The 13889-nt window shown below is 57.5% G+C and carries 14 protein-coding genes; 5 read left to right on the top strand and 9 right to left on the bottom strand.

Annotation, left to right across the window (positions count from 1 at the left end):
• Positions 1-179: 179 nt before the first annotated feature.
• Positions 180-1361 (bottom strand): M24 family metallopeptidase, encoded by a 1182-nt coding sequence (locus ABSG47_RS07480; RefSeq protein ID WP_424168413.1) that lies wholly within the window; start codon positions 1359-1361, stop codon positions 180-182.
• Positions 1362-1442: 81 nt separating this feature from the next.
• On the opposite strand from ABSG47_RS07480, the gene ABSG47_RS07475 reads away from it, so the two are divergent.
• Both ABSG47_RS07475 and ABSG47_RS07470 read left to right on the top strand, forming a co-directional pair.
• Positions 1443-1778: a PadR family transcriptional regulator gene (locus ABSG47_RS07475; RefSeq protein WP_424168411.1), complete on the top strand. Its 336-nt coding sequence runs from the start codon at positions 1443-1445 to the stop codon at positions 1776-1778.
• A 1-nt stretch (position 1779) separates the two neighbouring features.
• Positions 1780-4461, top strand: coding sequence for an ABC transporter permease (locus ABSG47_RS07470; RefSeq protein WP_424168409.1), 2682 nt, complete (start codon positions 1780-1782; stop codon positions 4459-4461).
• Between the two features lie 71 nt (positions 4462-4532).
• On the opposite strand, the gene ABSG47_RS07465 is transcribed toward ABSG47_RS07470, so the two are convergent.
• From ABSG47_RS07465 to ABSG47_RS07455, 3 genes are read right to left on the bottom strand one after another with little or no spacing between them, the layout of a single operon-like run.
• Positions 4533-4892, bottom strand: coding sequence for an STAS domain-containing protein (locus ABSG47_RS07465; RefSeq protein ID WP_424168406.1), 360 nt, complete (start codon positions 4890-4892; stop codon positions 4533-4535).
• 24 nt (positions 4893-4916) lie between these two features.
• Positions 4917-5327, bottom strand: coding sequence for an ATP-binding protein (locus tag ABSG47_RS07460; protein ID WP_424168418.1), 411 nt, complete (start codon positions 5325-5327; stop codon positions 4917-4919).
• A 29-nt stretch (positions 5328-5356) separates the two neighbouring features.
• Complete coding sequence (locus ABSG47_RS07455; RefSeq protein WP_424168404.1) at positions 5357-6547, bottom strand: PP2C family protein-serine/threonine phosphatase; 1191 nt, start codon at positions 6545-6547, stop codon at positions 5357-5359.
• A gap of 117 nt (positions 6548-6664) precedes the next feature.
• On the opposite strand from ABSG47_RS07455, the gene ABSG47_RS07450 reads away from it, so the two are divergent.
• Positions 6665-7621, top strand: coding sequence for a hypothetical protein (locus ABSG47_RS07450; RefSeq protein ID WP_424168402.1), 957 nt, complete (start codon positions 6665-6667; stop codon positions 7619-7621).
• Here ABSG47_RS07450 and ABSG47_RS07445 read toward each other — a convergent pair.
• Positions 7613-7837 carry a hypothetical protein gene (locus ABSG47_RS07445; protein ID WP_424168400.1) on the bottom strand — a complete coding sequence of 75 codons (225 nt, stop codon included), beginning with the start codon at positions 7835-7837 and terminating at the stop codon, positions 7613-7615. The genes ABSG47_RS07450 and ABSG47_RS07445 overlap by 9 nt on opposite strands.
• A 107-nt stretch (positions 7838-7944) precedes the next feature.
• On the opposite strand from ABSG47_RS07445, the gene ABSG47_RS07440 reads away from it, so the two are divergent.
• Together ABSG47_RS07440 and ABSG47_RS07435 are read left to right on the top strand one after the other, a co-directional pair.
• The gene (locus ABSG47_RS07440; protein ID WP_424168398.1) at positions 7945-8811 is read left to right on the top strand and encodes a glycosyltransferase family 2 protein; all 867 of its coding nucleotides are present in this window, start codon (positions 7945-7947) and stop codon (positions 8809-8811) included.
• Positions 8812-8815: 4 nt separating this feature from the next.
• Complete coding sequence (locus ABSG47_RS07435) at positions 8816-10021, top strand: BaiN/RdsA family NAD(P)/FAD-dependent oxidoreductase (RefSeq protein WP_424168395.1); 1206 nt, start codon at positions 8816-8818, stop codon at positions 10019-10021.
• A gap of 18 nt (positions 10022-10039) precedes the next feature.
• Here the strand turns inward: ABSG47_RS07435 and ABSG47_RS07430 are convergent, their stop codons facing one another.
• From ABSG47_RS07430 to ABSG47_RS07415, 4 genes are all read right to left on the bottom strand, one after another.
• Positions 10040-10750 (bottom strand): alpha/beta fold hydrolase, encoded by a 711-nt coding sequence (locus ABSG47_RS07430; protein WP_424168392.1) that lies wholly within the window; start codon positions 10748-10750, stop codon positions 10040-10042.
• 42 nt (positions 10751-10792) lie between these two features.
• Complete coding sequence (locus ABSG47_RS07425) at positions 10793-11944, bottom strand: glycosyltransferase (RefSeq protein WP_424168389.1); 1152 nt, start codon at positions 11942-11944, stop codon at positions 10793-10795.
• A gap of 194 nt (positions 11945-12138) precedes the next feature.
• Positions 12139-12948, bottom strand: coding sequence for a hypothetical protein (locus tag ABSG47_RS07420; RefSeq protein ID WP_424168387.1), 810 nt, complete (start codon positions 12946-12948; stop codon positions 12139-12141).
• 121 nt (positions 12949-13069) lie between these two features.
• The gene (locus ABSG47_RS07415; protein ID WP_424168384.1) at positions 13070-13690 is read right to left on the bottom strand and encodes a superoxide dismutase; all 621 of its coding nucleotides are present in this window, start codon (positions 13688-13690) and stop codon (positions 13070-13072) included.
• Between the last annotated feature and the right edge of the window lie 199 nt (positions 13691-13889).

Raw genomic sequence — 13889 nt, 5'->3', positions numbered from 1 at the left:
GCCACGGTCATACGCGGCCAAAAACTTTCGCCGCAAATCATCATCGAAGGCTCGCGCCATAGCTTTTGCGTCGCCGGAGATTCGCCGACCATCAGTCTACACTATTCTTGAAAATGATCTAAAAGATTTTCCCATCTGCCGCCGGTTCCCTTTCGTCCTTCGTCCTTCGTCCCTCGTCCCTAAATTCTCACTAACTCGCGTTGCACCTCCCCTGTCACCCACGCCTTGTTCGACGCAGTCAGCATATCGATCTCACTCCGCACCCCAAACTCCGGAAGGTAAATTCCCGGCTCAACCGAGAAGCATGTATTCGGCAGAATCAGCCGCTCATCGTGCGTTTCAAGATTGTCCAGATGCGCTCCCGGCCCATGAATCTCCACCGCGATGTTGTGCCCCGTGCGATGCGTAAAATACTCGCCAAACCCGGCATTGCGAATCACCGCCCGCGCCGCATCGTCGCCTTCGAATCCATGAATCGTGCGCCCCTCCACAAACGCGGACTCAACCACAGCAATCGCCGCATCGCGCGCATCGCGAACAGTGGTAAAGACAAGCTGCTCACGCTCGCTCGGCTCACGGCCAATCACGCCTGTCCACGTGATGTCGTAAAAGATTGCCTCGGGCTTGTCCTGCTTGCCCCAGATGTCGATCAACAGAAAGTCGCCCTCACGGATCGGCGAGGACTTCTCCGCCGTCGGCTCATAATGCGAGTCCGAACTGTTGGCATTCACACTCACATTCGGGCCGTTCTCCCAGATCAGCCCCTCGCGCCGCATCCCCTCGCTCAGCCACTGCACCATGTCGAACTCGGTAAACGATTCGGGCTTGCCGCCAGCCGGCCTCAGCCTGCGCCCAATCTCTTTCCAACCCTCCGCCAGCACCGCATCAATCGCTTTTTGCGCCGCCGCATGAGTGGTTTTCTGCTCCTCGCTCAGCACAGCCTCAAACTCGCTCACCAGGTTCGCGGAGCTGAATATCTCCTTACCAATCGAACGCAGGAACTCCACCGTCCCCGCATCCGCCATAGAGACGTACATAATCGCGTTGTTCGGAGAGTACTGCATGGCAAGCTTCGTCGCACCGGAAAGCATCGCCTCCAATCCAGCGGCCAGCTCCTGCCAGCTTGAATACAGTGTCTTGCTGCCCGGCAGCGAATCCAACCGCAACTGCTCAATGCGATGCACCAGCTTGTGCGGCTCGCCCTGCGCCGGCACAAAGTAATACCACCGTCGCGTGATGTGCGCCTTCGGGTCCAGCCCCAGAATCCGCTCGCCAATCGGATCGCGATGATGATGATCGTAAAAAAGCCAGCCGCTGTAACCGGCGTCGCGCAGAGCCGCCTGAATTGCCGTTAAGTTCATAGCGAAATTTTAGCCCGGCAGAGCGGGTAGGTGCATTCGTGTTGACAGCATACTTAGACATCTATATAAAGACATCTGAGTATGGCTAAATCAAAAACAGATTCCCTGCAAGGCTCGCTCGATCTGCTCGTGCTGAAGATTCTTTCGCGCAGGCCGCGTCTGCACGGCTACGCAATCATGGCCGCCATCGCGGATATATCCGCGGAAGTGCTGCGCGCTGAAGAAGGCTCGCTCTACCCCGCGCTTTACCGCATGGAAGAAGCCGGCTGGATTCGCGCCGAGTGGATCAAAAAAGAAAACAACCGCCGCGCGCGTATCTACGAGCTCACAGCGGCAGGAAAAAAGCAGCTTGGCGCGGAAGAATCGCGCTGGGCGGCTATCAGCACAGCCATCAATCGCGTGTTACAGGAGGCGTGAAATGTCGCTCTGGTCGCGAATCGGAAATGTCTTTCGCGGAGACAAGGTGAACCGCGAAATCCAGGAAGAATTCGAAGCGCACATGGAAGAAGCCATCGCTGCAGGCCGCGATCCGCAAGAAGCACGCCGCGCCTTTGGCTCCCTGATGCAACAGCGCGAAACAAGCCATACCATCCGGGTCGCAGCATGGTTCGAAAACTTCCTGCAGGACACCGCCTACGGCATCCGCTCCATGCTGCGCAGCAAGGCGCTCACGGCAGTTGCGCTGCTCTCGCTCGCGCTCGGTATCGGCGCGAACACTGCCATCTTCACCTTGCTCGATGCGGTGCTGCTCCGCGAGCTGCCTGTAAAAGAGCCCCGGAAGCTGGTGATGCTGGGAGGCGAGCAATGGCTCGGCATCAGCGATGCATATGCAATTACGGCACTCTACTCGTATCCGTTTTACCGCGAGTTCCAGAAACAGAACTCAGTTTTTTCGGATACCGCTGCAATCTTCAGCCTCACAAATTACGTGCACGGCTTTATCGGCAGCGAGACGTCTTCCGTGCCAATGAAGGTACAGCTCGTCTCCGGCACATACTTCTCCACGCTTGGTGTAGAAGCCACGATGGGCCGTACACTGACCAATGCCGATGACAACTCCGAGGGCAATCATCCCGTAGCGGTCATCAGCGATGCCTGGTGGAAGCGCGCGCTGGGCAATAAGCCAGCCGTGCTGGGACACACACTCAAGCTGGGCAACACGGTTTTCACCATCGTGGGCATAGCGCCGGAGGAATTTTTCGGGACATCCGTAGGTGAAGCGCCAGATATATGGGTTCCGCTCTCGATGATCCAGTCCGTGCCGCCGCATTATCGTGGATACACCGAGAATTTCTCCGAATCGCTGTGGATCATTGGGCGGATGAAGCCCGGCGTTACACAAGAGCAGGCAAGAGCGAACGCCGATGTGCTCTTTCGGCAGATTCTGCTTAGCTTTACCGACAGAAAGCCCACCCAACGCGAGCTGGTCGACCTGAACAATACGCACATGCGGCTGACGCCTATGGCGACGGGCATTTCATATCTGCGCAGGCAGTTTTCCCAGCCCCTGAAGCTGCTGATGGGTATTGTGGCACTGGTGCTGCTGATTGCCTGCACGAACATTGCGAACCTGCTGCTGGCGCGCGCGACGGCAAGAGCCCGCGAGTTGGCTGTAAGGCAGGCGCTTGGAGCGCGGCGAGGCCGCATCATTCGCCAACTGCTGACGGAAAGCCTGATTCTGGCGCTCGCGGGTGGCGCACTGGGGATTGCCTTTGCGATGGGCGCAAGCCGGCTGCTGCTGCGGATGGTTTCGGATGGCCCGGAGACGGTTCCGCTGCACGTGGGGCTGAATGCGACAGTACTGCTGTTCACACTGGCCATCACAATCACAACGGCACTGCTCTTCGGAACCATCCCGGCCTTCCGCGCCACGCGCCTGCAATTGACAGAGACGCTGAAGGAAGGACGCGGCATGGTAAAGGGCGGAACTAGAAATCTGCTTGCCCGAACCATGGTCGTTCTGCAGGTTGCGCTTTCACTGATGCTTGTGGTGGGCGCGGGCCTTTTTCTGCGCAGTCTCATCAATCTGACGAACGTAGATACGGGATTTAACCGCGAGAATGTTCTGCGGATGGAGATTGATGAGAGCTCCGTGGGCTACAAGGAAGACGAGCACCGGCTCATGGCGCTGCTCCGGGAAATTGAGGACAAGGTGAGTACGCTGCCGGGCGTGCGTGCAGTCAGTTTTTCCAGCTTTGTATTTCACGAGGGAAGCTGGAATGGATGGGTAACCGTGCCGGGGATGCCGGTGAGTTACGACGTGAATGTGAAACATAACATGATCGGCAGCGGATACTTTGCCGCGATGCAGATTCCCCTGGTGGCGGGACGGCTGTTCGGGCCGCAGGACACGGCGAACGCGCCGCATGTGGCGGTCATCAGCGAGCACATGGCGAAGACGCTGTTTCCTGCAGGCTTGCCTATCGGCAAGAGCTACCGGATGGGCGGAGCGAACAGTCCACTGGTCCAGGTGGTTGGCATCGTGAAGGATGTGAAGTTCGACACATTGGATGAAGGCCCGGAGACTCTGGATTACGTTCCCTACACGCAACATCCGCAGTATCTGGGTGACTTCAGCGTTCGGTATACGGGCAATTTTCAAGGCGTTGCCGATGCGGTGCAGAAGACAATCCATTCCATCGATCGCCGTCTGCCGATTATCGATGTGACGACGCTGGACGAGCAGGTCGCGCGGTCAGTGACGGATCAGCGCGTCGTGGCACAGCTCTCCATCTTCTTCGGTCTGCTGGCAGTCTTTCTCTCCTGCATCGGCATCTACGGCCTGATGTCGTACATCGTCAGCCAGCGAACCAACGAAATCGGCATCCGCATGGCGCTCGGCGCGCCGCAATCCAATGTACGCTGGCTGGTGCTGCGTGAAATCGCCATCATGGTGTTCATCGGTATCGCCATCGGTGTACCGGCCACGCTTGCAGGCGGACAACTGGTATCGCACATGCTCTTCGGGCTAAAGGACAAGGACCCGTTAAGCATCGCCCTTGCCGTGTGCGTGCTGCTGGTCGTCGGGCTGATCGCAGGCTACTTCCCAGCGCGGCGCGCCTCAAGAGTAGACCCGATGGTGGCGCTGCGCTACGAGTAGCAGCTATAAAGAAATACGCCTTCACATGAAGCAATCCATGCGAAGGCGTAATCGTTCTGAAACGAAAAGACCTACAGCGCAGCCAGCGCCGTAGCTTGATCCGGATTAAGCCCTGCGTACTTTGTGATGCCTACCATCGTGAACACCTTGGTGAAGTGCGCCGAAAGGCCAAAGGCCGCCACTTTCTGTCCGGCATTCGAGGCCTCGATCAGCAGTTGGATCACCAGCGCAATGCCGCTCGAATTAATGTAATCCACCTTGGTGAAGTCCAGCAGGATCAGCTTGACGGTCTCTTTCGAGAGAGCTTGATACGCGCCAAGAACGGCTTCCTTGGAGGTGCTGGCAATATCGCCCTCAAAGCGGAGTACGCTGACCGGATGGCCTGCGGAGGAAGAAATCTGTTCAACTTTCGACTTGGTTTCGGTCTGCACGATCAATATCTCCGTATAAGAACTTTACTCGTTTGGCGGGTCCAGCCGTACTACCAGGCGCACGTAGCTGCTCTTTCCGTTTGCGCCTGCCACCCACTCGGCCTCATCCACCAGGGCTTGAATCAAAAACATCCCCATGCCGCGCGGGTCTTCTTCGCCGTGAATCTTCTTGTCAATGTCCGGTCTGGGAGGCAAAGTCTTCATCCCCCGGCCATCGTCAATCACCTTGATTTCGAGCGCATCCTCGCCGGCATTGAGCAGCACGCCCACCTGCAGGCCATCGTTCAGCTTGTTGCCGTGCTCAATGGCATTGATGCACGCCTCGGCAATAGCGGTTTTGAGGTCCTCAATGCGCTCCTGGCGAAAGCCCATCAGCTTGGCAACGGAGGCGGCGGTACTCATGGCCACTTTCTCGTAGCCGAGCCGCGACGGCAAGCGAACTTCAACGCACGTTGACTTTCCGCTCAAGCTGCTATCTCCCCAACGCGCTCGGAGCCTTCCGTACAAGGCTCACCGATGCGCGAGAGCACCAATGCTGTCATATCGTCCGATTGCGGCCCACCTTGACAAAAATCTTCAATCGCCTGCCACAGTGTATCGAGAATAGCATCGGCGCTCTGCGGTTGGCATCGGGAAAAATTGTCCACAAGTTGCTCTGAGCCAAACTCTTCATCGCCGCAGAAGGCTTCCGTAAGCCCGTCCGTATAAAGCAACAGGCGCGAACCCGGCGGAAAGGCGCAGGTTTCAGAGGAATAGCTCATGCCGGGCAGCAGCCCCAGCGGCGTACCTACTGCGTCAAACTGACACAGCGTGCCGTCCGGCTGCAGTACATAACCAGGATTATGGCCTGCATTCACCGCCTCCAGTTCGCCGGTCCTGGGGTCGAAACGCGTAAAAATTGCGGTCACATAGCGGCGGCGCGTCTCGTCGCCCTCTTCCCAGTGGCTCTGGTTCATCCGCGTGGCAATCTCAGCGAGCGGCAGGCCAAGTGTGGCGGCAGCCCGAAAAGCGGAACGGAAGCTCACCGACACAATCGCCGAAGCCAGCCCTTTGCCGGCCACATCCGCCACCACCAGCAGAACTGTCCCGTCCGGCATTTCGACAATGTCCAGATAGTCGCCGCCCACCTCGTAGCAGGTCTTCGATTTGAAGCCCAGTGAGTAGCCCGAAATATCCGGCAGACGCTGCGGCAGCAGCGAGCGCTGAATGTTGCGCGCCGCATCCAGATCCTGCTGCACGCGGGCAAACTCCACATTGCGCTTGTGGTTGCGCGCGTTTTCCAGCGCAACAGAGGCCTGCAGCGTCAGCCCCTCCAGAAAGTCCGATTCGTACAGCGTCAGCGTGCGCCCATCCGGCGGCATCACCACCAGTTCAGCCATGCGCTGGCCGTCGCGGTCGTACAAAGGAAAGCGTTGCGCCGTGCCAGCCTCCGCGTCCACGCCGCCGTAGGTCAGGTCATGGCTCAATTCCGGCCCTTTGAAGGTCGCGCCGGCCATTTCCAGCTCGCGCACAACCAGCCGCAGCACAGACTTCAGCACATCCTCTTCGTGAATCGTGGCGTGAACTTGCCGCGAAGCCTCCAGCAGCGCCTGAAGCCGCGCCACCTGCTGCTGCAGGTCAATCGTCTGATCCGTAAGCTGGACCTCAGCCCCCATGCGCTCTCCTGTGGAATTTCAATGTATCACGGGGCCTAATCCGGTGCGTAGCCACCTGCTCCTATGGGTCTATACTTCTGGCATTTCTCAACAACTCAGATTTCACGGAGCAAGCAAATGAGTCCCCGCGAATTTCGTACAGCAGATAGTTACGAGTCGGAATCAATTACTCGAAACATGATCAAAGATTTTCTGGAAGCAAAAGGATTCTGTAGCGTTGTTGACGACCGACATCCTCATGGACCATCAGAATCTCAAACCATTCATGCCGTCACACCGGCTGGGAAGCGGCTCGCAGCTAGGGTCAAGCTTTGTTGGCGCCGAAGAGATGAAAAGACGTACTCCGCCGCGCAACTCCTCGCATCTGTCAAAAACAACGACTGGGAAGGTACTTTAGAGAGCTTTGTTAATCGTTTGGTCCAGTCTGGTGCTACACACATGCTCTTCATTCAGAGAGACGACAATAAAATCAGCTCCGCCGCCCTCGTTCCGTTAAATGGCCTTCTGACAATTTGGTGCAGTCAGCGCGACATAAGCAATCAGCTCATCACTCAAGGGAAAATGGGACGGCGCAAAAAGAATCATGCAATGAACGGCTCCAGTCCAACAATATGGCTGGCGGACGAAATAGCTCCATCCGTCACTTCCGCGTTGTGGGATTTTCCTGAAGTTATAGATATAGCAAAGCTGACAGATATATCCCCGAAACAAACCGTCCAGGAAGTGGCCGATGATACGTTTGAAGACTTGCCTGGATTGGATATTTCGCTCATCGGAACTGATGGAGCGATAAGGACTGTCGCTGAACGATCCTATGTCAAACGCGATCCGCGAGTTCGTGCAGCGGTGCTAAAAAGGGCAAACGGCTCTTGTGAGCGACCTGGATGCGGCAATTCACGCCAATTCGCAGCTTTTCTAGATGTTCATCACATTTTTGGCATTGAGAAAAGTGATAGGCCGTGGACATGCGTTGCCATCTGTCCGAATTGTCATCGTGAGGCCCATTTTTCGCCACTTTATGAGCAGATTAACGATGAGTTGTTGGAGGTAGCTCAAGGACATGCATTAATGTAAATTGTCCCGCTCAAGATTCAGAGCGACTCCCTTGAAGGGCGATTCTGCAAACAGTTGCGCCAGATTCTTTCTGCCCGCGCGCTTGCACGCCGCGCTCTCGCGTGCCGCCTCTTCCAACAGGGATGCTGCATAAGAAGGCACATCCATACTGCGCGCGGCGGCCTGCGCGGCAAGCGTCGCCTGCGTTTCGGCACTCAGTTCGACTTCAATCGTCATGGCGAAAGGCCCTCCTGCAGTTCATTATCGACAGATGAGGGTGTAAAGTCGAAGTTCATCTTGCTGACCCATCGGTTCGGCAGAATCAGCAACAGTTCCCCAAAGAAATGGCTCCCCGCGCCGCGGGCGCAGTTGCTGCATGCAATGCTTTATCCTTCATTTCGATGCGTCAAACTCTCTCCGTCGCCATGATCGCCATGAATGAGGAGGCAAATCTGCCCCAAACGCTCGAAAGCGTCAAGTGGGCCGATGAAATCATCCTCGTCGATTCAGGATCGCGGGACCGCACTCTCGAAATCGCAGAATCCTACGGCGCAAAGACCACCTATCACGCCTTTGACGGCCACGGCGAACAGAAGAATGTCGCGCTCGATCTCTGCACCCAGAACTGGATACTGCTGCTCGATGCCGATGAGGAGCTCACACCCGATCTGCAGAAGGAAATCCTGCAGACCCTGGCCGCCGAGCCGCCCTTCACCGCTTACTGGATTCCGCGCCTCAACCTCATCCTTGGCCGATGGATGCGCCACGGCGGTTTTTATCCCGACCACAAGCTGCGTCTCTTCAAGCGCGGCACGGCGCGGCTCAGTGAAGGCGTAGGCCCGCACTCCACTCCACAGCACGATGAGCGCCAGTGGGGTCGCAAAGGCACGCTCAAATGCGACATGCTGCACTACGCCTACCCCAACCTCACCGTCTATCTCGAGCACATGAACCGCTATAGCTCAGAGATCGCCATACTGCTGGCAGCACGCGGTCGCAACAGCCGCTCGCTCTTCGCCTTCGTCTGGAACGCGCTCCTGAATCCCATCGCCACCTTCCTTTACAACTACATCTTCCGCCTCGGTTTTCTCGATGGCCGCGAGGGCCTGCTACTTCACGTCAATCACTCGGTCTACATTCACTGGAAGTTCATCAAAGCCTGGTGGATTGCAAGAGACAGGGATCAGGAAACAGAAGTCAGGGGTCAGTAGAGCCGTGCGCGAGTTCGATGTCATCGTTCTCGGCGCAGGCGCGGCGGGCCTCGTATGCGCCTCGGTCGCAGGCCAGCGCGGGCGGCGCGTAGCACTCCTCGAACACAACACGCAGCCGGGCCGCAAGATCCTCATCTCCGGCGGCGGACGCTGCAACTTCACCAACATCCACACCGCACCCGACCGCTATCTCTCCGCCAACCCGCACTTCGTAAAATCCGCGCTCGCGCTCTACCTGCCCGCGCATTTTCTTGAGCTCGTCGAGCGCTACGGCATCGCCTGGCATGAGAAAACCCTCGGCCAGCTCTTCTGCGATCACTCCTCGCGGCAGATTCTCGACATGCTGCTCACCGAATGCAATCGCGGCAAGGTAGAACTGATCCTGAACGCCCGCAGCATCGCCGTTGAACGCGACTCAACAGGCTTTTGCATCGCATCGTCGCTTGGCGAATTCCATTCCGGCGCGCTCATTGTCGCCACCGGTGGCCTGTCCATCCCAAAACTCGGCGCAACGAGCTTCGCCTACGATCTCGCCCGCCAATTCGGACTGCGTATCGTCACTCCGCGCCCCGCGCTCGTCCCGCTCCTGCTCAGTGGCGAAGAAGCAAACTGGACCGCACTCTCAGGCGTCTCCACAGAAGTCATTGCATGGACCGAAGCCCCATCCAACAAACCCAACCGCCAACCCCCGCCGCGCTTCCGCGAGAAGATGCTCGTCACGCATCGCGGCCTAAGCGGTCCCGCCATCCTGCAGGCTTCGTCGTATTGGCAGCCCGGCGAGCCGGTCTATATCGACCTCGCCCCGCAGCTCGCAAAAGATGGCTGCCTTCTGGCTCCACTCCTGGAAAAGAACGCCCGCCGCGACCCGCAAACTTTCCGCCAGGCTCTGCGCAACGCACTCCCTCTACGCCTCGCCAATCACCTTGCAGAGGCCGCCGCACCCGCAGGCTGGACCAATGTTGCCATCGAAACCACGGAACGAGAGTTAAGGCGCTACGCCTTCCACCCCACCGGCACCGAAGGCTACGAGAAGGCTGAAGTCACCGCCGGCGGCATCGACACCCGCGATCTGCACGCCCGCACCATGGAATCGCGCACCACCCCCGGCCTCTATTTCATCGGCGAAGCCGTAGACGTCACCGGCCACCTCGGCGGCTTCAACTTCCAGTGGGCCTGGGCCTCAGCCGTCGCCGCAGCCAACGCAGTTTGAATGGTTGAAAAGCTGGATTTAGTCGTTCAATCGACTGAGAAATAGTTGGATCGCCACAGAACTTTGCTCTGGCTCTCGCTGAAGGATCAGGTGCGGACCATCGATATGCACAGTTGTGATTGCAGGCGCATATCTTCTGATGATTTCAACGCTGGATGGCCAGACCAAACGATCTTTTGCAGCCTGTAAATAAGTCATCGGAACGGTAATTTCTGCGAGCTTTTCGCGCACGTCACAAGTAAGAACCGTTCTCATTCTTTCCGCAAGCACATGCCCCGGCACTGACTCAACCGCCTTCTTCACTCGACCGGTCAACTCATTCGAAGCACCTTCGCCAATGAGAAAACTTCGAATCACCCACTCAGGCACAGGCATGAGAAAAATCTGCCGAGCTAGAACCGCAATTAAAGGCCTAATCAAACCACTCACTGGGCTCGCAGCAAATCCCGCACATAAGACAAGACCAGCCAAATGATCCGGGTGAGTCGCTGCAAGATGAATTGCAAGCGGCGAAGAGAAGGACTCGGCAACTAAAACGTATAGCTTATCTTTAGGCAGCGCATCGCGCACGATCGGCAAGAGCTCTTCATAACTCTGCGCACCCGTCCCTGAATAGGAAACAATAATCACATCCATCCCCGGTGGCAATGCGGCAATCAAATCCCGGAACAGTTCTCCCGTGCCATCGAGTCCAGGCAAAAGCACAAGTTTGGAAATGGAAACAGCCATGGGCGATGAACCCATAGTAAGCCCATAAGTCACGTCAGAAATCTAAGCGATCCCCAGCGCCTTATAAACCTCTTGCACCGAATGCGTGAGCGCATACCTGCGCTGATAGCACTCGATACCCCGCGCCTGCATCGCAGCATGCTCCTCCGGCGTCATAGCGTTGAAGCGCTCAATCAGCCGAATCGTTCCATCGAGCGTATCCGGCTCCATCAGGCATGCATTGTCAGAGGCAATATCCGGCGCGATATTGATTTTGTCCGATACCAGCGGAATGATCCCCGCAGCCAGCGCATCCGCCACGGCAATCCCAAAATTCTCCTGGTGCGAAGGCAGAATGAAAGCCTCCGCCCCATACAGCGCCCCCCACTTCGTGTTGCCGCGGATCGATCCCGTCCAATGAATCCGGTCCAACACTCCCAGCCGCGCAGCAAGCACATCCAGCTCAGGCCGCCAGCCAGTCTCATCATGACCAGCCATCACCAGGTGCATCTCCGGCGGAGCCGCGCGCGCAAAAGCCTCGAAAAGCAGATCGCAGCCCTTTTTGGGATGAATGCGGCTCAGATAAACCATGTAAGGATGACCCTGCACTGCCGGAAAAGCCGCCAGAAACTCCTGCTTCATCTGCTGCGGATCGCCCTCCGGCGGTCCCATCGTCCCGTATGGAATCACTACTCGCCGAAAATCGCGAAACGGAAATCCCTCGCCGGCAATGCGCTTCTCTTCCTCGCTGGTAAAGAGAACAGCATCGGCCATGTTGAGGTTTTTTGCTTCAAACATCAGCCAGTAAGCCAGCTTCTTCAGATGCTTCAGGGGATAACGGCTCTTGAAATACGGGTCCAGCATTCCATGCGAAAACACCACATAAGGCCGCTTGCCATGCACAGCCTTGCGAACCGCAACCGCATGATATTGCCAGATGCCATTCACGATCACGCCGTCAAAGCGGTGAATGTTCGCATTCAGCCAAGGCTCCAGCTTCGGCGTGTAGTGATAATTCAGCCAGCTCAGGCTCGTCGGCCCCAGCGCATGCACCTCCACGCCGGGAATACGCGCAAAATCATCCGTCGGCAGATCGGTGGTCGCCACCTCCACCTCATTGCCGGCCCGCTTATGCGCAGCGCAAAACATGCGCACGGAGTCCGGCGGCCCGCCAAAGACCGGATTCAGACTGCGGATTACATGCAGCAGGCGCATCGGTAGCTTGCTCCTCGCGGACCGGCTTGAGCGTGAATTTGGAATTGAACAGACATGCCCAGCGATTTTCCGCGGCGGAAAACGAATCCAGTCTCACATGCAATGCTCTAGGGGTGTATGGCCTGAGTTTAGTTAGAAAAACACTACGGCTTCACAATCGATTATATCCGATGAGATTTTTAGAGCCGCCTACACTAGCTCTGCGGCGCGGCCTGCGGATAACCCTGCTGCGGCGGCGGCTGTTGCGCCGGTTGCTGTTGCGGCGGCGGTGGGAAACCCTCCGGCGGAGCAATCGGCTTCTTCGGCGGCGTCAGCACAAAACCCTTTCGCACCAGCGCAAATCCCTCTTGCGGAAGCTCCGCTTGCAGAAGTTCGTTCTTCGGCCCGGCAAATATCTCCGTCCGCTCACCTGAAACCGTTGCCGTCAAATGTTGCACCTGGATCGGCTTGCCATCCAGCGTTCCCTGCTCCGGCGCGTATGTCGCCACTTCCACAAGAGCCGCCGAGCCTGCCTTCTTGGGAATCACCGCCCACAGGCCGCGGCCCTGCCGTGTCACGTTGAGCGCCAGCAGCGTCTCGAGCGCTCCAGGGTCGAAATCCGCCATGAAAACCGCTCCGGGATGCGCATCCAGCCGCGTCGTCGATGCCCGGCCATTCGCCGAAATGTTCAGCAGAAGCTGCGTCGTATCCGGTTTGGCAACAATGTTCACCGCCGTGCCATTCACCGTACCGCTTACCAGCACATGGGTCAGCCGGTTGCTCTTGTCCAGCCGCTCGGTTTTCGAGAGAGCATAATCCAGCCCCTGCATCGAAATCCGCACCAGCGACTCCGAGCTGTAGCCGGCAGGCGTCGCGGTAAACGCGTAGCTGGCCGTGCCCACGGTCTTACCGTTCTGGCTCACCGTAAAGCTGGCCGACTGGGCCAAAGCTGCAAGGGAACCAAGGACAATCAGGCCCGCATAGATCAATGTGGCGCGCAAAAGCTTCATCGTATGTATAGACACGGAATCCGCAACAGGGTTGCGGATTCCAGGGGGCTAAAGGGACTTGGGGGACTAAGGGCCTATGCGGCTGCGTCTAATCGGCTAGTCCCTTAGTCCCGCCGAGTCCCGTAGTCCCTGTTTTCTAGCTCTTCGCCTTGGCGAAGCGGTTATTCACTTCCGGCCAGTTCACCACGTTCCACCACGCGGCCAGGTAATCGGCCCTGCGGTTCTGGTACTTCAGGTAGTAGGCGTGTTCCCACACATCGTTGCCCAGAATCGGATACAGCCCTTGCGAGAGCGGGGAGTCCTGGTTCGGCGTCGTCACAATCGTCAGCTTGCCGTCCTTGAACACCAGCCAGCCCCACCCGGAACCGAACTGCTTGGTCGCCGCCTCATTGAAGCTCTTCTTGAATGCCTCAAAGCTGCCGAAATCCTTCGCGATCTGCTCGCCGATCGCGCCCGTCGGCTCGCCGCCCACGCCGTCTCCAGCCGCAGCCATCAGCGTCCAGAACATCGAGTGATTCGAGTGGCCGCCGCCATTGTTACGAACCACTCCGCGAATATCTTCCGGAATCGCATTCAGGTCCGCCAGCAGCTCATCCACCTTCTTCGAGCCCAGCTCAGGGTGCTTCTCAATCGCGCCATTCAGGTTGGTCACATACGCCTGATGGTGCTTGTCATGATGAAACTTCATCGTTTCGGCATCAATGTGGGGCTCCAGAGCCGCATAGTCATAAGGGAGCGGGGGCAATTCGTAAGCCATCGTTTAATTCTCCTCAATTGAAGATTGTAGCGGGCCGGTTCAGGCGGAAAACAGACCGGGAATCGTTGGAAACGTTAAATTCGTTTCAATACCGCACGGCCACTTGGATGCGAACAAGCTACGGAAGGGTGCGCAGACTGCAAATACTCCACCGCAAACGCGAGGTCCATAATAATCCCGATTGCCGTCAGGTGGAACA

Origin of the sequence: Occallatibacter sp. (assembly GCF_049510455.1) — a bacterium.
Classification (GTDB): Bacteria; Acidobacteriota; Terriglobia; order Terriglobales; family Acidobacteriaceae; genus Telmatobacter.
Note: the sequence above shows the minus strand (reverse complement) of the source record. Positions and strands in the feature narration are given on the sequence as shown.

Excerpts from the sequence above, each read along its gene's own strand:
- ABSG47_RS07440 (WP_424168398.1), top strand. The coding sequence starts at position 7,945 with ATGGCTCCCCGCGCCGCGGGCGCAGTTGCTGCATGCAATGCTTTATCC.
- ABSG47_RS07430 (WP_424168392.1), bottom strand. The coding sequence starts at position 10,750 with ATGGCTGTTTCCATTTCCAAACTTGTGCTTTTGCCTGGACTCGATGGC.
- ABSG47_RS07445 (WP_424168400.1), bottom strand. The coding sequence starts at position 7,837 with ATGACGATTGAAGTCGAACTGAGTGCCGAAACGCAGGCGACGCTTGCC.
- ABSG47_RS07470 (WP_424168409.1), top strand. The coding sequence starts at position 1,780 with ATGTCGCTCTGGTCGCGAATCGGAAATGTCTTTCGCGGAGACAAGGTG.
- ABSG47_RS07450 (WP_424168402.1), top strand. The coding sequence starts at position 6,665 with ATGAGTCCCCGCGAATTTCGTACAGCAGATAGTTACGAGTCGGAATCA.
- ABSG47_RS07415 (WP_424168384.1), bottom strand. The coding sequence starts at position 13,690 with ATGGCTTACGAATTGCCCCCGCTCCCTTATGACTATGCGGCTCTGGAG.
- ABSG47_RS07455 (WP_424168404.1), bottom strand. The coding sequence starts at position 6,547 with ATGGGGGCTGAGGTCCAGCTTACGGATCAGACGATTGACCTGCAGCAG.
- ABSG47_RS07480 (WP_424168413.1), bottom strand. The coding sequence starts at position 1,361 with ATGAACTTAACGGCAATTCAGGCGGCTCTGCGCGACGCCGGTTACAGC.
- ABSG47_RS07475 (WP_424168411.1), top strand. The coding sequence starts at position 1,443 with ATGGCTAAATCAAAAACAGATTCCCTGCAAGGCTCGCTCGATCTGCTC.
- ABSG47_RS07425 (WP_424168389.1), bottom strand. The coding sequence starts at position 11,944 with ATGCGCCTGCTGCATGTAATCCGCAGTCTGAATCCGGTCTTTGGCGGG.